Raw genomic sequence first — 18,917 nt, 5'->3', positions numbered from 1 at the left:
CTAAGAAAACTGTGTACTTCCGCAGAACCCGCTGCTAGTCTCCCGCACACGGGCTGACGGCCCGCGACAGGCCCGAACGGTCCCGGCTTCCGCCGGGCGAGCCGGGAACGGGCGCGGCACGAGGCGGGGATGTGTAGAAGTGGCAGAAGCAGCGGCAAGCGAAGGCAACGGAAGCAACGGCAACGGGCAGGCGGCAACGAAGCCGTCAGCCCCCGCAAGCCGGACACGGTCAGCGCCGGCACAGCAGGACTGGGACCGGATAGTCGATGTCCTGGTGGTGGGAACCGGCGCCGCAGCCCTGACAGCGGCAATCACGGCCGCCGACGAGGGGCAGGACGTCCTGGTGGTGGAAAGCACCAAACTCTGGGGCGGCACCACGTCCATTTCCGGCGGAGGGCTCTGGATGCCCAACAACCCGCTGATGAAAAAGGCAGGCGTGCAGGACAGCCGGGAGAACGCGCTCACCTATATGGAAGAGGTGATTGACGACGTCGGGCCGGTTTCCTCCCGTGAACGCAAACTGGCGTTCCTGGACACCATCCCCGAGGTGGTGACGTTCCTGGGGGACCTGGGGGTGCAGTGGATGCGGTCCAAGGACTATCCGGATTACTACCCGGACCGGCCCGGCGGCATGGTGGGACGTTCCCTCGAGGTGAAGGCCTTTGACACCAAGCTGCTGGGCCCCTGGTTCAAGCAGTCCCGGCCGGCCGCCTCGGGGATCCCGGCGCCGCTGGCCACCGACGATGTCTGGGAACTCTCCCGGGCCTGGTCCACGCCCAGCGGCTTTATCCGCGGCGCCCGGTTTGTCTTCCGCACCCTCGGCGGGCTGCTTCGCGGCAAGCGGCTCTACGGGCTGGGCGGTGCACTGGCTTCCTCGCTGATGTACATCGTGCGCAACCAGCAGACCCCCGTCTGGCTGTCGGCGCCGCTGGTGGACCTGGTCCAGGACGACGACGGCGCTGTGATCGGGGCGGTGATCCGCCGTCAGGGACGGGAGATCCGCATCCGGACCCGCCGGGGCGTGGTGCTGGGGGCCGGAGGCTTCGCCCGGAACGCCGAATGGCGCGGAAAGTACCAAGGTTTGGAAAAGGAGTACTCGTCAGCGCCGGACGGCGACCTGGGCCAGGCCATCGACATTGTGGCCGCCCGCGGGGGAGCCCTGGCCCTGATGGATGACGCGTGGTGGGGGCCGAGCACGGTGGGACCCAAGGGTGCGGTCACCTTCACCCTGGCCGAACGGTCCATGCCCTTTTCCCTGGTGGTGGATGCTTCGGGCAAACGCTTCCTGAACGAGTCCGAATCCTATGTGGACTTCGGCCACCACATGCTCGAAAACAACCGGAAGGTCCCCGGGGATCCGGCATGGCTGGTTTTCGATGCCCGGCACTCCCGCCGGTACCTCTTTAACGCCCTGCTGCAGGGCCGCAAGGAATGGAAGCGCCAGGGCCTGCTGCTGCAGGATGAATCGCTGGCCGGGCTGGCCGAAAAAATGGGGATCCCGCCGGCCGCCCTGCAGGCCACGGTGGAACGGTTCAACGGCTTCGCGAAGACCGGGATTGATGAGGACTTCCACCGCGGCGACACCGTGTACGACACCTACTACAGCGATCCGCGGGTGAAGCCCAACCCGAACCTCGGTCCGTTGGAAAAGGGGCCGTTCTCGGCTGTCCGTCTCTATCCGGGGGATCTGGGCACCAAGGGCGGGCTGGTCACTGACGCTGACGCACGGGTCCTGCGGGAGGACGGCAGCGCGATCCCCGGGCTTTACGCCGCCGGCAACACTACGGCGTCGGTGATGGGCCGCACCTATCCGGGGGCCGGGGCCACCATCGCCCCCGCCGTCGTCTTCGGCTACCGGGCGGCCCGGCACGCTGCAGGCAGGTCCGATGAGTCCGGGAGCGCCGGGACAGCCGGTGCCGGCGCCACCGCGCCCGCGCCGTCGGCCGCGGGCACGGGGGAGCCGCTGGAGCCCGCCGCGGGCTAGGCGGGCGGGAGGGTCTGCGGCACGTCCTAGACTGGGCTGGTGAGCGATTTCTCTTTTGTGCCCTCCGCGCCCCGCAGCCGGGATACCTGGCTGCTGAAAGCGCTTGCCGCCGATCTCGGGGAGGCCGGCTACACCGTTGACGGCGTAGCCGGTTTCCTTGGCGATGACGCATCGGCTGCGCTGCAGCGGGACCAGCTGGTGCCTGCGCTGCTCGCCTGCCGCGCCGAAGCGGAAGCGGAGCACCCGCGGCGGCTGGCCCTGCCGGTCCTGCTCTGGCTGCTGGGTGAGACCGTGGAGCGTGCGCAGCTGGATGCAGCGCTGCCCCGCACCGGCACGGAAGGACTGCTGGAACTGGGGCTGATTGAACGCGGACGCATCTTCGGCACCTTCCGTGCCGCCGTGGACCTGCGGCCGTACGCTGGCGACGACGGCGGAGCCGGCACGGCGGAGAATCCCGGGGGCGATCTTTGGGTGGCCAGCGATCTGGGCAGCCACCAGCGTCCGGGGGTGCTGCGGCGTGATCACGTGCTGGGCATCGGGCAGGCATCGCTGAGCCTGGCGCAGCTCACGGTGCGGACTCCGGTGGACCGCGCGTTGGACCTGGGCACCGGCTGCGGCATCCAGACCTTCCATCTCCTGCGGCACGCGCGGCACGTCACGGCCACGGATATCTCCGAGCGTGCCCTCGCGTTCGCCCGGTTCAACCTGCTGCTCAACGCATCCCAGCTGGGCATCGATCCGGAACAGCCCGATGAGCGCTTCTCGTTGCGTCTGGGCAGCCTGCTCGAACCCGTCGACGGGGAATCGTTCGACCTGGTGGTTTCCAATCCGCCCTTCGTCATCACTCCGCGCAGCGGAACCGAAACGGACGCGGACCGGTTTACCTACCGCGACGGCGGCCTGGCCGGGGACGGCATTGTGGCTGCCCTGGTCTCGGGCCTCGAAACGGTCCTGACTCCCGGCGGCACCGCGCAGATGCTCGGCAACTGGGAGATCCCAGCGGGCCGCGAGGATCAATGGTCCGAACGGCTGGAGCAGTGGCTGCCGGAGGGGACGGATGCGTGGGTGATCCAGCGGGAGAGCCTCACCCCGCCGGAATACGCCGAAATGTGGCTCCGCGATGCAGCCCAGGGCCGGGACCGGGAGGACTACGTGAACGCCTATGCCGGCTACCTCGCGGACTTCGCCTCCCGGAACGTGGGTTCCGTGGGCTTCGGTTCAGTGTGGCTACGCCGTCGGCAGAACCCCGGCGCCGAAGCGCTGCGGCGTTTCGAGGAGATCACCCACCCCATTGAACAGCCGGTGGGCCCCCACCTGCAGGCCGCCGTCGAACGCTTCGAATGGCTTGCCGGCAGCCCCGATCTGGCACCGGCCCACCTTCTGGTGGCCGAGGACGTGACGGAGGAACGCCACCAGCGGCCCGGCGCCGAGCACCCCGGCGTGATCCTGCTCCGGCAAGGCGCAGGGCTGCGGCGGACCAATCTGATGAGCACGGAACTCACCGGGTTTGTCTCGGCCTGTGACGGCGAACTCTCGGCCGGCCAGATAGCATCGGCGCTTGCAGCGCTCCTGGACCGGACGGATGCCGACTTTGCGTCAGACCTGATGCAGGAAGTGCGTAACCTTGTCTTGGACGGCTTCCTCATTCCCGTACCCGGATAAGCGGTGCACCGGATAGCGCCGGGACGTACCTTCCGTGCTTTCCGGTTACCCTAGTGCTGGGGCATCGCGCATACTGTCTGTGGATGAGCCGGACTCGATGCCCGAATCGGAGATGCGCCGGACACCCGGGAACGAAGCAGCCCCGCCCATTTGAACCACCCCGTTACGTAGGAGAACAGTGCCAGTTAAGGCTACGGACAAGAAGACCGGCAAGAAGAAGCTTGTAATTGTCGAGTCTCCGGCCAAGGGCAAGACCATCGCCGGGTACCTCGGTGAAGGTTTCGAGGTGACGGCGTCCATGGGACATATCCGTGACCTTCCCCAGCCCTCCGACCTGCCTGCCGAGCTGAAAAAGACGGCTGTGGGCAAGTTCGCCGTGGACCTGGATAAGGACTTTGAGCCGTATTACGTGGTGTCCGCGGACAAAAAGAAGAAGGTGGCCGAGCTCAAGGCAGCCCTCAAGGACGCCGACGAACTTTACCTCGCAACTGACGGTGACCGTGAAGGCGAGGCCATTGCCTGGCACCTCCTGCAGGTCCTCAAGCCCAAGGTTCCGGTCCACCGCCTGACGTTCCCCGAAATCACCCGCGAGGCAATCCAGCGCGCGCTGCTGGAGATGCGCGACGTCGACGTCGCAATGGTGGATGCCCAGGAAACCCGCCGCATCCTGGACCGTCTCTACGGTTACGAGATTTCCCCCGTGCTCTGGCGCAAGGTTGCCCGCGGACTGTCCGCCGGCCGTGTGCAGTCCGTTGCCACCCGGCTGGTGGTTGAGCGTGAGCGCGAACGCATGGCGTTCCGCGCGGCGTCGTACTGGGACCTGATCGGCACCTTCGCCACCGAGGCGGCGGAGAAGTTCAAGGCCCGCCTGGTGTCCGTTGACGGTGCCCGCGTGGCCACCGGCAAGGATTTCACCGACCGTGGCGAGCTGAAGTCCAAGACCGCTGTCCACCTGGACGAGGCCTCGGCCGTCTCGCTGGCCGCCGGACTGGAATCGGCGGCGTTCACTGTCCGCTCGGTGGACACCAAGCCCTACACCCGCCGTCCCGCGGCGCCGTTCACCACCTCCACCCTGCAGCAGGAGGCCGGCCGCAAGCTGCGCTTCTCCTCACGGGTAACCATGCAGGTGGCGCAGCGGCTGTATGAAAACGGCTACATCACCTATATGCGTACCGATTCCCCGGCCCTGTCGGACCAGGCCATCAACGCGGCCCGCCGGCAGGCCTCGGAACTGTACGGACCCGAATACGTTCCCGATGCCAAGCGCATCTACAAGGGCAAGTCCAAGAACGCGCAGGAAGCCCACGAGGCCATCCGCCCCGCCGGTGACTCCTTCCGGACCCCGGCCCAGGTGGCGTCCTCGCTGCGCGGTGACGAGTTCCGGCTCTACGAGCTGATCTGGAAGCGCACCGTCGCTTCGCAGATGGCCGATGCCAAGGGATCCACCGCTTCCGTGCGCCTCGGCGCCGTGTCCACGGACGGCCGCGACGCCGAGTTCTCGGCCTCCGGCACGGTCATCACCTTCCGCGGCTTTATGGCCGCCTATGAAGAGGGCCGCGACGCGGTCCGCGAGGACGACGACGCCGAGGGCACCGAGGGCGCACGCCTTCCGGTCCTGAAGGCCGAAGACCGGCTGACCGGCACCGATATTGCCGCCAACGGCCACGAAACCTCGCCGCCCCCGCGGTTCACTGAAGCGTCGCTGGTGAAGATGCTGGAAGAGCTCGGCATCGGCCGTCCGTCCACCTATGCCGCCACCATTTCCACCATCATGGACCGCGGCTACGTCACCAGCCGCGGCCAGGCACTGGTGCCGAGCTGGATTGCGTTCTCCGTGGTCCGCCTCCTGGAAGAGCACTTCACGGACTACGTGGACTATGACTTCACCGCCGAGCTCGAAGAGGACCTTGACCGCATTGCCCGCGGCGAAGCCGGGCGCGTGGAATGGCTGAACCAGTTCTACTACGGCGACCGGGTTGAAACCGGCCTGCACACCATCGTGAACGACCTCGGCGAAATCGACGCCAAGGCCATCAACTCCATCGAGATTGCCGACGGCATCATGCTGCGTGTGGGCAAGTTCGGCCCCTACCTGGAGCGGCCGCTGCCCGCGGATGCCCCGGAGGGCACCGAGCCGGAGCGGGCGAACGTGCCCGAGGACCTGGCACCGGACGAACTCACCGCCGAAAAGGCCATCGAACTGATGGAAACCGCGGCCCCCGAGGAACGCGTGCTCGGCACCGATCCGGAGACCGGACGCACCATCGTGGCGCGCAACGGCCGCTACGGCCCGTACGTCATTGAGCTCATCCCGGAACCCACCGAAGAGGAACTGGCCAACCAGCCGGTCGAGTACTACAAGAACGGCAAGCCCAAGCCACCGAAGAAGCCGGTGAAGGTCAAGCCGCGCACCGGCTCGCTGTTCAAGTCCATGAGCGTGGAAACGGTCACCCTTGAGGAGGCGCTGAAGCTGATGAAGCTGCCGCGCGTCCTGGGCACCGATGCCGAGGGCAACGAGATCACCGTGCAGAACGGGCGCTTCGGCCCGTACCTGAAGAAGGGCTCGGATTCCCGCTCCATCGGCACCGAAGAGGAAATCTTCACCATCACGCTGGAGCAGGCGCTGGAAATCTACTCCCAGCCCAAGCAGCGCGGCGGCCGCCAGGCCGCGGCGCCGTTGGCCGAGTTCGGTACCGATCCCGTGTCCGAGAAGCCCATTGTGGTCAAGGACGGCCGCTTCGGCCCCTACATCACCGACGGCATTACGAACATCACGGTGCCCCGGTCCACCGCCATCGAGGAGCTGACCCGCGAACAGGCCATTGAGCTGCTGGCTGAGAAGCGGGAGAAGGGACCGGCCAAGAAGCCGGCCCGGAAGCGTGCAGCCCCCAAGAAGGCAGCGGCGAAGAAGTAGCGTGCGGGACAGAGCGATAATGGGAACATGCGCCTAGGCGTCCTCGACATAGGGTCCAACACCGTCCACCTGCTGCTGGTGGACGCGCATCCCGGTGCCCGCCCGGTTCCGTTTGCCTCGCACAAGCGTCCGCTGCAGCTGGTCTCCTATCTGGATGCGGACGGCGCCGTCAGCGAGGCCGGCCAGCAGGAACTGATCGGTTTCGTCAATGAAGCCTGGGATTTCGCCCGCCGGCACGGTGCGCAGGACCTGCTGGCGTTTTCCACCTCCGCCATCCGCGAGGCGGCCAACGGCGCCCAGGTGCTTGCCCGGGTGCACCGGGAAACCCCGGTGCGGCTGGAGGAACTCTCCGGCGCGGATGAAGCGGCCATGACGTTCCTGGCAACCCGGCGCTGGTACGGCTGGGGCGCCGGGACCATCCTGGACCTGGACATCGGCGGAGGCTCCTTTGAGATGGCCCTCGGCGCGGATGAACTGCCGGAGATTGCCCGGTCCCTTCCACTCGGTGCCGGACGGCTGACACGGGACTGGCTCCCCGAGGACCCGCCCACTCCGAAAAGCATCAAGAAGCTGCGCAAATACATCAGGGAGCAGGTGCGGGAGGCGGCTGAGGAATTCTCGCCCTTTGGCCGCCCGGATCTGGTGACCGGAACGTCCAAAACCTTCCGTTCGCTGGCCCGCATTGCCGGCGCTGCCCCGTCCGCCGCGGGCCCGTTTGTCCGCCGCAGGCTCAGCCTCGATGACCTGTCCGTCTGGACCAAGCAGCTCGGTGCCATGAGTGCCCGGGACCGGTCCCGGCTCGACGGTGTCTCCGCGCTGCGTGCCCCGCAGATGCTCGCCGGCGCCCTCGTGGCGCAGGCGGCCATGGAGGCCTTCGACGTCCCCGTCCTGCGGATCTGTCCCTGGGCCCTGCGCGAAGGCCTGATTCTGCGGCGCTTCGACACCCTGCGCTTCGAAACCCCCGGCGAGCTGCCCCGCGGTCCGGCCGAAGGCGAGGAGTTCCTCGTGGCCGCCGCTGCATCACCCGCCGTCCCCGGAATTTCCCCCAACGGAAAGACCCACTAAATGCCCACGTCACCGCTCCCAGCGACCGAACCCGCCTCCATCCCGGTGGCGCTCTCCAGTGCCTCGGTCTATCCGCTCTCCGTGCATGATGCCTTCGCGGTAGCCAGCGACCTCGGATACGACGGCGTGGAAGTCATGGTCACCAACAGCCAAATCAGCCAGAACCCGGATACCCTCCGCGGGCTGAGTGAGCGGTACCAGCAGCCGATCATGGCAATCCATGCCCCGACGCTCCTGCTGACCCAGCAGGTGTGGGGGAAGGCCTGGACCAAGATTGAGCTCTCCGCCGCCATGGCCGCAGAGCTGGGTGCCTCCACCGTGGTGACCCACCCGCCGTTCCGCTGGCAGACCGGCTACGCCGAGAATTTCGCCGAGGGGGTGCGGACCATCGCGGAGCAGTACGGCGTCACCATCGCGGTGGAAAACATGTACCCCTGGCGCGTCCGGGGGCGGGAAGCCAAGGCCTACCTGCCGCACTGGAACCCGGTGCCCGAGCCGTATGACCACGTGACGTGGGACTTCTCCCACGCCGCCATCGCCGGAATGGACTCCTTCGAGGAAATCCGCAAGCTGGGGGACCGACTCAGCCACGTCCACCTCACCGACGGCACGCCCAACGGCAAGGACGAGCATCTGCTGCCCGGAGAGGGAACGCAGCGCTGCGCCGAGGCGCTCTCCTACCTGGCGGAAAACCGGTTCCAGGGCGTGGTGGCCATTGAGGTCAGCACCCGGAAGACCAAGGGCGCCGGCGACCGCGAGGAACAGCTCAAGCAGACCCTGGAGTTCGCGCGCGAGCACTTGCGTCCCAAGGCGCGGCTCTCCCGCTAGGGGAGCACCCGGGAATGGTCCCGGGAGCGCCGCATGACAGAATCGAAGCCATGGACAGTGCACAGAACCCCCGACTGACATTCCTGGGCTGCGGCTCGATGAACGAAGCAATTCTTGGCGGCATCCTTGCCGGCGGGCTGGCGCCGGAGCAGGTCACGGCCACGGTCCGCCGTGCCGAACGTGCCAAGGAGCTCAGGACGGCGCATGGCGTCACCGTGCTGGCCGGGAGCGAGGATCCCGCCGCCAACGCCAAGGCGGTAGCCGGTGCCGACCTGGTGATTGTGGGCGTCAAGCCTGTCGGTGTTGCCGATCTGCTGCGTGAGATTTCCGCTGCTCTCCCCGGGGACGCCGTCGTCCTCAGTGTGGCGGCTGCCGTGCCGCTGGCGCTGATGGAGGAGCTGCTTCCGGCGGGCCAGCCGGTAATCCGGGCCATGCCGAACACGCCGTCGCGGCTGGGCCGCGGCGTGGTATCGATTTCCGCGGGCAGTGCCGCCAACCCCGAAGCCATGGAGCTGGCCCGGCAGGTCCTCTCAGCGACCGGCACGGTGGTGGAGGTGCCCGAAGAGCAGGTCGATGCAGTGTCTGCCGTCAGCGGCTCCGGCCCCGCCTACGCGTTCTACCTTGCCGAAGCCATGGCACGGGCCGGCGTCGAGCTCGGTCTGGACTCGGACCTTTCGGCGCTCCTGGCCCGCGAAACGGTGGCCGGGGCCGGGTACATGCTCGCCGAGCCCGACGCGGACGCCCCGGCACTGCGCCGCGGTGTCACCAGCCCCAACGGCACCACCGAAGCGGCCATCAGGACCTTCGACGAGCAGGACCTGCCGGGCATTATCGAGGCAGGTGCCCGCGCGGCGGCGGCCCGCGCCGAGGAAATCACGGCCCAGCTCACCGCCTAGGTTCTACACCCAGGGCGGCGTCCGGCCCGGCTGGCCCTTACGGCCGCGCGGCGAAGCGTTCCAGCAGATCCACGTGGCCGGCCACGATCAGGGTGTCCCGGCTGGAGACCTTGGTGTCCGGCTGCGCATAGGTGAAGTCCTCTCCCGGGGATTTCACGCCGACCACCGTCACGCCGTATTTGGCCCGGACGTTCGCCTCGCCCAGGGTGAAGCCCTGGGTTTCCTTGGGCGGATGCATTTTGACGATGGCGAAGCCGTCGTCGAATTCGATGAAGTCCAGCATCCGGCCGCCCACCAGGTGTGCGGCACGGCGTCCGGCGTCGGCCTCGGGGTAAATGACGTGGTTGGCACCGATCCGGGTGAGGATCTTGCCGTGCGCCGGGGTGATGGCCTTGACCCACAGGTGTTCAATGCCCAGGTCCACCAGGTTCACCGTGATCAGCACGCTGGACTCGATCGAGGTGCCTACACCCACCACGGCCGCGGAAAAGTCCTCGGCACCCAGCTGCTTGAGGGCCTCAATGTTGGTGGCGTCTGCCTGCACCACGTGGGTGAGGATGCCGGAGGCCTTCTGCACCAGTTCCGGGTCGCGTTCCACGGCCAGGACTTCGCGGCCCTGCCGGACCAGCTGCTCGGCGGTGGCGGCGCCGAAGCGGCCCAGTCCAATGACCAGTACCGGGGCGTTGTGGGCGGGTCTGTCAGCCAATGATCGGCCTTTCTTCGGGGAAATGGTAAAGCGTGGTGCGGTGGCGTACGGCCAGCGCCGCGGCGAGGGTGATGGTGCCGACGCGGCCGGCGAACATCAGCAGGGCAAGCACGTATTTGCCCGACGGCGGCAGGATTTCACTCAGCCCGGTGCTCAGGCCCACCGTAGCGAACGCGGAAATGACCTCGAACAGCACCGGCTGCAGGGTCTCATCGGTGATCACCAGCAACGCCAGGGTGGCCACGGACACCAGGGTGGCGCCCAGGATGGTTACCGAAATGGCCACGCGCATTGCGCTTTGCGGAATGGTCCGGCCGAAGGCCCGCACATCGGCATCACCGCGTGCTTCTGCCACGATCGCCAGGAACAGGACCGCGATGGTGGTGACCTTGATGCCGCCGGCCGTGGACGCCGAGCCGCCGCCGGCAAACATCAGCATGTCCGTGACCAGCAGGGTGCTCGAATCAAGATCGGACATGGAGACCAGGTTGAAACCGCCGGAGCGGGTCATCACCGAAGCGAAGATGGCATGGATGATCTTGTCCCCCACGGAAAGGTCACCGATGGTGCGGGTGTTGAACCATTCGAAGGCGGCCCAGACCAGCGCTCCTACCACCAGCAGAATCAGGGAGACCAGCACGGTCAGCTTGGTGTGCAGGTTCCATTTGCTGATGCGGTGCCGGGTGCTGATGAGGACCATGATCACCGGGAAGCCGAGGGAGCCGATGAAGACCCCCAGCATCAGCGGGATGAGGATCCACAGGTCCTCGTCATAGGGCACCAGACCGTCGGAGTGCGGGGTGAATCCGGCGTTGTTGAACGCCGAAACGGAGTAGAACACGGCGTGCCACACGGCCTGGCCGAAGGACTCGCCCAAGATCATGAACCGGGGCGCCAGGACCAGCGCCAGTGCGAGTTCAATAATGACGGCGGTGCTGAAGACAATGCGGAGCAGATGGCCCACCTCGCCCAGCCGCCCGGTGTTCATGCCTTCCTGGGCAAGGAGCTTTCCGCGCACGCCGAGGCGTTTGTTCACGGCCAGGGCCAGCAGGGACGCCAGGGTGAGGATGCCCAGCCCGCCCACCTGGATGGCGATCAGGATCATTACCTGCCCGAAGGCGGACCAGTAGGTGGCGGTGGAAACAACGGTGAGTCCGGTGACGCAGACGGCGGAGACCGCAGTGAAGAACGCGTCGTGCAGCGGTGAGGGCTGGCCGCTGCTCGTGGCAGCCGGCAGGCTCAGCAGTGCGGTGAACAAGAGGATAACGAGCGTAAAGACGAACAGGGCCAGCCGTGCCGGCCGGCCGCTGAACAGACCTGCGGCGAAGTCCCGGACCGCGGTGATCACCGCGGGGCCGGTGCGTTGCTCCGTGCGCAGCTGACGCTGCGGAGGCAATGGCATATTCAAGTCGTTCCAGTTCCAGTTTCTTGTCCGCAGGGGTTCAGCACGGTTGAGAATTCAGCACAGCAGTTGGGGCTCGTAAGACACCTGATCCGGCGGATACGCGCGGACACCAATATCAGGGTAACCCCCACATCGCGTAGCCTGTCTGCATGATCAGTTCCGGGCTCAGCCTTCCCGTTATGCCAACGTGCATTGTCTGGGATGAATCCCTGCTGGCCTACAACTTCGGGCCGGGACATCCGATGGCCCCGGCACGCCTTGAACTCACCGCCCGGCTGGCCCGGGAACTGGGACTGTTCGACGTCGAGGGGGTGCGGCTGGAGCAGCCCTACGTCGCCGCCGCTGCGGACCTGCTGACCGTGCACAGTTATGAATATGTCAGTGCCGTACAGGCTGCCAGCGCGGATCCGGCCGGGAGCAACCAGAGTATGGGCTTGGGCACCGAAGACACCCCGGCGTTCGCCGGAATGCATGAGGCGAGTGCACGGCTGGTGGGCGGGTCCCTCGCCGCAGCCGATGCCGTGTTGTCCGGCAGTGTGCTGCACGCAGTGAACTTCTCCGGCGGCATGCACCATGCCGGGCGGGAGAAGGCGTCCGGTTTCTGCATTTACAACGACGCCGCGGCCGCCGTCGCCCGCCTGCTGGCCAAGGGCGTACAACGGGTGGTCTATATCGACGTCGATGCCCACCACGGCGACGGCACACAGAACATTTTCTGGGACGACCCGCGGGTAATGACCATTTCGCTGCACGAGACCGGACTGACGCTTTTCCCCGGCACCGGTTTCGCCAATGAGACCGGCGGCAAGGGAGTCGAAGGCACCGCGGTGAACATTGCCCTGCCAGCCCGCACCTCCGATGCCGGCTGGCTGCGTGCCTTCCACGCCGTCGTTCCGCAGCTGACGGAGGCGTTCGCTCCGGAAGTGATAGTCAGCCAGCACGGCTGTGACAGCCACACCGATGACCCGCTGACCAGCCTGCGGATCAGCGTCGAGGCGCAGCGCCAGGCTGCGCTGACCATCAGCGACCTGGCCGGCCGGCTGTGTGAAGGGCGTTGGATCGCCACCGGCGGGGGCGGATACAACGTGGCCTCGGTGGTACCCCGCTCCTGGGCGCTCCTGATGTCCGTGGCCGTCAACGGCAAGGTGCGCCCGGCCACCCCGCTGCCCTCCTCCTGGCGCGATTACGTGCTGGAGAAGCACGGGGTCACCTGCGGGGAGACGATGGGTGACGGAGTGGACCTCTGGTGGCGGTCCTGGGAAGTCGGTTACGACCCCAATGACGAGATCGACCGGACGGTCATGTCCACGCGTAAGGAGCTGTTCCCGCTGCACGGGCTGGATCCCTGGTTTGATTAGACCCGCGTCACACCGGTATGCCCCGCCAGGCATATGCGGTTAGGGTAAATCCCATGGTCTTTGACGATGTATTTGCAGTGATCGCGGAAGGAACGCGCCGGGAGATCCTGGGTGCGCTGCGGACGGGCGACAAATCCGTGGGAACACTGGTGGAGGAACTCGAGGTCAGCCAGCCGACCGTCTCCAAGCACCTGAAGGTGCTGCGCGAAGCCGGACTCGTCACCATGCGGGCCGAAGGCCAGCGCCGATACTATTCGCTGCAGGCAGCGCCGCTGGAAGAGCTGGCACTGTGGCTGCGTGCCTTCAGCCTGCCGTCCATGATGGAGCAGGCTCCCCGCCTGGCTGCGGTATCCGCCGGACCCGCCCAGAGCGCCGCTGCCGCCGCCTCCGGTGCGCTGGTATCCGGTGCAGCCGAAGCACGGCCGCTGCCCGTGGACGCGGGCGTCCAGCACCTGGGCCGGACCGTGGGCCGTGCCGCCGAACGGGCTGCGGATCTTCTGGGCCAGCTGCCCAAGTTCCGCCGCCGCCGCCCCTAGCCGCTTTCCTTAGCCCGGCCTTTTGCTCGCGTTCGTTACGCCCCGCATCGCGCCACGGCGGACGCGGTATTAGCGTAGTGCGTACCGGGGGAACCAGACGCATAAGGAGCAACAGCATATGGAACGTGTACTTACACGCGTGCGGGACGACGTATTCCGCCGGAATCCGGGCGAAACGGAATTCCACCAGGCGGTGGTGGAAGTCTTTGACTCCCTCGCCCCCGTGCTCCGCAAGCATCCGGAGTTCGCCGAAGCGGCCATTTTGCAGCGGATCTGCGAGCCGGAACGGCAGATCATCTTCCGGGTGCCCTGGGTCGATGACAAGGGGCAGGTCCAGATCAACCGCGGGTTCCGGGTGGAGTTCAACTCCGCGCTGGGTCCCTACAAAGGCGGACTGCGCTTCCATCCCTCCGTCTACCTGGGCATCGTCAAGTTCCTCGGATTCGAGCAGATTTTCAAGAATGCCCTGACCGGCATGCCTATCGGCGGAGGCAAAGGCGGCTCGGACTTTGATCCGCGCGGCAAGTCCGATGCCGAGGTGATGCGTTTCTGCCAGTCCTTTATGACGGAGCTGTACCGGCACATCGGCGAATACACGGACGTGCCAGCCGGTGATATCGGCGTGGGCGGACGGGAGATCGGGTACCTGTTTGGCCAGTACAAACGCATCACCAACCGGTACGAGTCCGGGGTGCTCACCGGCAAGGGGGTGAGCTGGGGAGGGTCCCTGGTGCGCCCGGAGGCCACCGGCTACGGTGCGGTGATGTTTGTGCAGGAGATGCTCAAGACCAAAGGCATGAGCCTGGACGGTCAGCGGGTCATTGTCTCCGGCTCGGGCAACGTGGCCGTCAACGCCATCGATAAGGCACAAAGCCTCGGTGCCACGGTGGTGGCATGTTCGGATTCCTCGGGTTACGTGGTGGATGAAAAGGGCATTGATGTGCCGCTGCTGCGCCAGATCAAGGAAACCGAGCGCGGGCGGATTTCCGAATATGCGGAGCGTCGCGGCGCGCATGTGCGGTACGTCTCCGGCGGGTCCATCTGGGACGCAGGGGCCGGCGTCGCCCTGCCCTGCGCTACGCAGAACGAACTGAACGAAGACGACGCGACGGCACTGATCAAATCCGGTGTCCGCGCGGTGGCCGAAGGCGCGAACATGCCCTGCACCCCCGCGGCCATCAGTGCCTTCCAAAACGCCGGTGTGCTGTTCGGACCGGGCAAGGCGGCCAACGCCGGGGGCGTCGCCACCTCTGCGCTGGAAATGCAGCAGAACGCCAGCCGGGACTCCTGGTCCTTCGAGCACACCGAACGCCGGCTCAGCGAAATCATGGTCAACATCCATGAGCGGTGCGCCAGGACCGCCGAGGAATACGGTTCCCCGGGAGACTATGTGGTGGGTGCCAACATCAGCGGGTTCGTAAAGGTTGCGGACGCCATGCTGGCTCAGGGCGTCATCTAGGCGCCTCTTCCGCCAGTGTGCGGCGGACCCGGTGGAAGGAACTTCCACTATGGTTACTTCAGCCACTACAGTAGGGACAATACGGGGACATCTGTGACGTACGTCGCCGGAAGTCCGGTGAAGTGTTTTCCCAAAAGATGTCCCGCAGGCGTTCCGCGAATGCCGCTGCTGCGGGCAGCAGCTTATTGAGCAAAGGAACAGGAATAGATGGCAGACGAGGGGAACTTCTCGGATGTGCGGTTTCTGACGGTGTCGGAAGTCGCCGACGTCATGCGCGTGTCAAAGATGACGGTGTATCGGCTGGTCCACTCCGGTGACCTGCCGGCCGTCCGCTTCGGACGCTCCTACCGGGTGCCGGAATCGGCAGTTCAGAAGGTGCTGCGTGATGCCGTCATAGACCGGCGGTCAGACACGGCTTAGCCGTGGCGCCGCACGTAACCGCCGTTCCGGTGCTCAGGCTCCCGCTGTCAATTTCTGCAGCAACGACGCTGTACCCTGTTAAGGAACGTTTTTAATCGCAAGTAACTGCCGGTGTTCAACCCCTGCGCCCACGGCTTCAGGGGAAGGATGCCGGTGACTCCTAATAGTTTGTGAGGACTCTGTGGGTTCAGTAATCAAGAAGCGCCGCAAGCGTATGGCCAAGAAGAAGCACCGTAAACTGCTTCGCAAGACCCGTCACCAGCGTCGCAATAAGAAGTAACCACTTCTTTCAGCGACCGCAGTCAGTTGCCGGCCCTGTTTCGTGCAGGATACGCGCAACTGCGGCAGAGCCCGCCAGTCCCCTGTGGATAGGCGGGCTCCGGTTTTTTAAGCTCCGGCCAAGTGGAACGCCCCGGACAAAGTGGCACCTGTGCTGAAAAGCGCCTGGCAGGGCGGGCGCGGGCGCGGGGGCGGGCGCGGGCTCTAACGGGGCTAGCGCGAACGCACCCAGCCCAGGCCGCGCCACAGGCCATAGGCCGCTCCGGCCACCGTGGCGGATTTCAGGCCCAGGGTGGCGGCGCGCCGGCCGGAACGGAAGTCGTAGATCGGCCAGTTCCTGTCTCGGGCATGGCGGCGGAGGCGTGCGTCCGGATTGATGGCCACTGGATGGCCCACCAGGCTCAGGAGCGGCACGTCGTTGTAGGAGTCGCTGTAGGCCCAGCAGTTCTGCAGGTCGAGCCCTTCCTTCTCTGCCAGGGCGCGGACGCCGGCAGCCTTCGCCGGCCCGTGCAGGAACTCGCCGACGAGGCGGCCGGTATAGAGGCCGTCGGTGACTTCGCTGACCGTGCCCAGCGCGCCCGTAAGGTTCAGCCGGGAAGCGATGACGGAAGCCACCTCCACGGGCGTTCCGGTGACCAGCCAGACCGGGCGGCCGGACTTCATGTGCTGTTCGGTGAGGGCACGGGTGCCTGGCCAGATCTTCGAGACGATCATCTCGTCGTAGACCTCTTCGCCGAGTGTCCGGACATCTTCCGAAGACAGGCCGACGGCGAACGCCAGCGCAGCGTCCCGAACGGAATGTACGTCCTTCAGGTTCTCGCCCTGCAGGATGAAGCGCAGTTGTTTCCGAGCGAAACCCGCAGCTTCACGGAGGGTAAAGACCCTGCGCTGGTACATTTTGCGTCCAACATGGAAAAGACTTGCGCCACGCATCAGCGTGTTGTCCACGTCGAAGAAGGCAGCCTCGCCCGGTTTGCCCGCCGCAGCCGTGGTTCCGTTGGCTCGGACAGCAGTGGATCGGGGCATAATCCGAGTCTACGCAAAACGGGGCCCGAGCGCGGACAATCGGGAATTTGAGGCTATTTTGGACTTATGAGTGAATCTGCAGGACCGGAAGTTGTTCTCCTGACCCGCCCCGGATGCCACCTGTGTGAGGATGCCCGCAAGGTGCTTCAGCGCGTAGGCCAGGAGCTGGGAGTCCCTTGGCAGGAACGCAGCGCGGACGATGAGCCGGAGCTTGCAGCCCGTTTCGGTGAAGAGATTCCGGTGCTGTTTATTGACGGCGTCCAGCGCGATTTCTGGACGATAGACGAAACGCGGCTTCGGCACCTTCTGGAGACATGATGGAACCCGACGAGGTCCGATCCGGCGAAGCCGGGGCATGGAAGCCGGCCGCGGCCCCCAGCGGCCGGACCGTGACCGGCCCGACTGTGACGGGTGCGCCTGTGACCGGTGCGTCAACGGCAGGCGTGAAGCGGCACATTCCGCCGGCTTCCCTGGCCCGTCTCACCATCTACCTCCGTGCCCTGTCCGTGATGCTGGCCGACGGCGTCGAGCGGGTTTCCTCGGAGGAGCTGGCCGAAGCAGCAGGCGTGAATTCCCCGATGCTGCGCAAGGACCTCTCCTATTTGGGCTCCTACGGAACCAGGGGAGTGGGATATGACGTGTCCTACCTCAGCGGGCAGATTGCCGCCGCCCTGGGGCTGACCCAAAACTGGCGTGTTGCCATTGTGGGTGCCGGCAACCTGGGCCGGGCACTTGCGGGATACCCAGGTTTCGGCACGCGTGGTTTCGAAGTTGTGGCGTTGTTTGACGCGGACCGGACGGTGATAGGCGAGGACGTAGGTGGGCTGAAGATCCGGCCCGTCTCCGTTCTGGAGGAGGAACTGGAGAAAACCGAGGCAAATATGGCGGTTCTGTCGGTACCCGCCGAGGTCGCACAGGACCTCTGCGACCGACTGATTGCCGCGGGCATCACCAGTATCCTCAGCTTTGCGCCGGTGGTCCTCCAAGCACCCAAGAACGTTCAGATCCGCAAGGTGGATATGGCCACGGAACTACAGATTCTTGCCTACCACGCCCAGCGTGCCCGGGTCTCGGAAATAGCCGCCCGCGCCCGGCTGGAACGCTAGCTGCTGCGGGGCACTGTCCCGGCCTGCAAACGGCGGGGGCGGAACCACGGTGCGGCCCCTTTGGTGAAACTCAGGGCTGCCCCGGCTGCGGCGAGTATCGCTGAGGTGAGCTGCCACCCGGTGCCCAGGTTGATGCCGTAGAAAAGCGCTGCGGCGGCCAGCACGGCGGTGGCCACCCGGGCCCACCGGCGCCTTTCCCGAAGCAGCGTGGCGAACAACAGCGCGATCCCGAAAATTACCACGGCGTAGGCGACATCCACGGCCGCAATGATCTTGGCATACAGGGATCCGTTGAAACCGTATCGCTCCAGCAGGGCAAGATACGGCGGCAGATCGTCATTGAAAGGCATCCTCGCAATCGCCGTCAGCGTGACCGCCAGGTTCATGACGCCCGCGCCGGCAATCAGCAGGTAAGCGGTAACGATGACCGGAACCGGATTGCCTGTGCGGGAGGGCAACCTGCGTTCCACGCTGCGCGCCACGGTACCGACCCGGCGGGCGGCGGACCGGGCACCTGCCTGTACCTTGACCGAAGCGGCGTGGGCGCCGGCTTGGACTTTGACGGCTCCGGCACGGGCGGTCTTTTGGGTTCGGACGGAGGCCGCGTGGGCGCCGGCCTGGACCCTGGCCGCTCCGGCGCGGACGGTGTTTTGGGTTCGGACGGCTCCGGCGTGGATGTGGTTGGCGGTGGTGCGTGCTCCGGCCTGGACCCTGGCCGCTCCGGCGCGGGCGGTGTTTTGGGTATGGACGGAGGCCGCGTGGGCTCCGGTGCGGACTCGGAGGGCCCCGGCGCGGATGGTGTTTTGGGTTCGGACAGCTCCGGCGTGGATGTGGTTGGCGGTGGTGCGTGCTCCGGCCTGGACCCTAGCCGCTCCGGCGCGGGCGGTGTTTTGGGTATGGACGGAGGCTGCGTGTGCGCCGGTGCGGACTCGGAGGGCGCCGGCGCGGATGGTGTTTTGGGTTCGGACGGCTCCGGCGTGGATGTGGTTGGCGGTGGTGCGTGCTCCGGCCTGGACCCTGGCCGCTCCGGCGCGGGCGGTGTTTTGGGTACGGACGGAGGCCGCGTGGGCTCCGGTGCGGACTCGGACGGCTCCGGCGCGGGCCGTGTTCTGAGTGCGGATGGCTCCGGCGTGGATGTGGTTGGCGGTGACACGTGCCCCGGACTGGACCCGGAGGGCTCCGGCGCGGGCGGTGTTTTGGGTACGGACGGAGGCCGCGTGGGCTCCGGTGCGGACTCGGACGGCTCCGGCGCGGGCCGTGTTCTGAGTGCGGA

Annotated in this window: 17 protein-coding genes; 13 read left to right on the top strand and 4 right to left on the bottom strand. The window is 66.4% G+C overall.

The features are described from left to right. The first annotated feature begins 139 nt into the window (after positions 1-139). From AC5RTS_RS15955 to proC, 6 genes are all read left to right on the top strand, one after another. On the top strand, positions 140-1,984 hold the full coding sequence (locus AC5RTS_RS15955; RefSeq protein ID WP_493992992.1) for an FAD-binding protein: 1,845 nt from the start codon (positions 140-142) through the stop codon (positions 1,982-1,984). 39 nt (positions 1,985-2,023) lie between these two features. Further along, entirely contained in the window at positions 2,024-3,646 is a 1,623-nt protein-coding gene (locus AC5RTS_RS15950) for a DUF7059 domain-containing protein (protein WP_493992991.1), read from the top strand. 178 nt (positions 3,647-3,824) lie between these two features. After that, on the top strand, positions 3,825-6,560 hold the full coding sequence (gene topA, locus AC5RTS_RS15945) for a type I DNA topoisomerase (RefSeq protein ID WP_493992990.1): 2,736 nt from the start codon (positions 3,825-3,827) through the stop codon (positions 6,558-6,560). Positions 6,561-6,587: 27 nt separating this feature from the next. Next, positions 6,588-7,625: a Ppx/GppA phosphatase family protein gene (locus AC5RTS_RS15940; protein WP_493992989.1), complete on the top strand. Its 1,038-nt coding sequence runs from the start codon at positions 6,588-6,590 to the stop codon at positions 7,623-7,625. Further along, positions 7,626-8,453 (top strand): sugar phosphate isomerase/epimerase family protein, encoded by an 828-nt coding sequence (locus AC5RTS_RS15935; protein WP_493992988.1) that lies wholly within the window; start codon positions 7,626-7,628, stop codon positions 8,451-8,453. Between the two features lie 50 nt (positions 8,454-8,503). Beyond that, positions 8,504-9,349: a pyrroline-5-carboxylate reductase gene (gene proC / locus AC5RTS_RS15930; RefSeq protein ID WP_493992987.1), complete on the top strand. Its 846-nt coding sequence runs from the start codon at positions 8,504-8,506 to the stop codon at positions 9,347-9,349. Between the two features lie 37 nt (positions 9,350-9,386). On the opposite strand, the gene AC5RTS_RS15925 is transcribed toward proC, so the two are convergent. Both AC5RTS_RS15925 and AC5RTS_RS15920 read right to left on the bottom strand, forming a co-directional pair. Continuing rightward, complete coding sequence (locus tag AC5RTS_RS15925; protein ID WP_227902487.1) at positions 9,387-10,055, bottom strand: potassium channel family protein; 669 nt, start codon at positions 10,053-10,055, stop codon at positions 9,387-9,389. After that, positions 10,048-11,457 carry a TrkH family potassium uptake protein gene (locus AC5RTS_RS15920; RefSeq protein WP_493992986.1) on the bottom strand — a complete coding sequence of 470 codons (1,410 nt, stop codon included), beginning with the start codon at positions 11,455-11,457 and terminating at the stop codon, positions 10,048-10,050. Before AC5RTS_RS15920 ends, AC5RTS_RS15925 begins: the two co-directional genes overlap by 8 nt. A 152-nt stretch (positions 11,458-11,609) precedes the next feature. Here AC5RTS_RS15920 and AC5RTS_RS15915 point away from each other — a divergent pair, with 152 nt between their 5' ends. The 5 genes from AC5RTS_RS15915 (at position 11,610) to AC5RTS_RS15895 (ending at position 15,513) form a co-directional block, all read left to right on the top strand. Then, positions 11,610-12,818 carry an acetoin utilization protein AcuC gene (locus AC5RTS_RS15915; RefSeq protein ID WP_493992985.1) on the top strand — a complete coding sequence of 403 codons (1,209 nt, stop codon included), beginning with the start codon at positions 11,610-11,612 and terminating at the stop codon, positions 12,816-12,818. A 53-nt stretch (positions 12,819-12,871) separates the two neighbouring features. Next, positions 12,872-13,354 carry an ArsR/SmtB family transcription factor gene (locus tag AC5RTS_RS15910; protein WP_493992984.1) on the top strand — a complete coding sequence of 161 codons (483 nt, stop codon included), beginning with the start codon at positions 12,872-12,874 and terminating at the stop codon, positions 13,352-13,354. A gap of 118 nt (positions 13,355-13,472) precedes the next feature. Then, complete coding sequence (gene gdhA, locus AC5RTS_RS15905) at positions 13,473-14,813, top strand: NADP-specific glutamate dehydrogenase (protein WP_493992983.1); 1,341 nt, start codon at positions 13,473-13,475, stop codon at positions 14,811-14,813. A gap of 207 nt (positions 14,814-15,020) precedes the next feature. Further along, positions 15,021-15,233, top strand: coding sequence for a helix-turn-helix domain-containing protein (locus AC5RTS_RS15900; RefSeq protein ID WP_227902479.1), 213 nt, complete (start codon positions 15,021-15,023; stop codon positions 15,231-15,233). A gap of 181 nt (positions 15,234-15,414) precedes the next feature. Beyond that, a complete protein-coding gene (locus AC5RTS_RS15895; protein WP_003792170.1) occupies positions 15,415-15,513 on the top strand; it encodes a 30S ribosomal protein bS22 in 99 nt (32 codons plus the stop codon). Positions 15,514-15,725: 212 nt separating this feature from the next. Here AC5RTS_RS15895 and AC5RTS_RS15890 read toward each other — a convergent pair whose 3' ends face one another. Further along, positions 15,726-16,538: an HAD family hydrolase gene (locus AC5RTS_RS15890; protein ID WP_493992982.1), complete on the bottom strand. Its 813-nt coding sequence runs from the start codon at positions 16,536-16,538 to the stop codon at positions 15,726-15,728. 66 nt (positions 16,539-16,604) lie between these two features. Here AC5RTS_RS15890 and AC5RTS_RS15885 point away from each other — a divergent pair, with 66 nt between their 5' ends. Together AC5RTS_RS15885 and AC5RTS_RS15880 are read left to right on the top strand one after the other, a co-directional pair. Continuing rightward, the gene (locus AC5RTS_RS15885) at positions 16,605-16,856 is read left to right on the top strand and encodes a glutaredoxin family protein (protein ID WP_493992981.1); all 252 of its coding nucleotides are present in this window, start codon (positions 16,605-16,607) and stop codon (positions 16,854-16,856) included. Next, a complete protein-coding gene (locus AC5RTS_RS15880; protein ID WP_493993016.1) occupies positions 16,856-17,644 on the top strand; it encodes a redox-sensing transcriptional repressor Rex in 789 nt (262 codons plus the stop codon). The genes AC5RTS_RS15885 and AC5RTS_RS15880 overlap by 1 nt, the downstream gene beginning before the upstream one ends. On the opposite strand, the gene AC5RTS_RS15875 is transcribed toward AC5RTS_RS15880, so the two are convergent. After that, the coding region (locus AC5RTS_RS15875; protein ID WP_493992980.1) for a hypothetical protein at positions 17,641-18,917 on the bottom strand (1,277 nt) is incomplete at its 5' end. The two genes, AC5RTS_RS15880 and AC5RTS_RS15875, sit on opposite strands and share 4 nt — an antisense overlap.

Source organism: Arthrobacter sp. MDT1-49-2, assembly GCF_059090185.1.
Note: the sequence above shows the minus strand (reverse complement) of the source record. Positions and strands in the feature narration are given on the sequence as shown.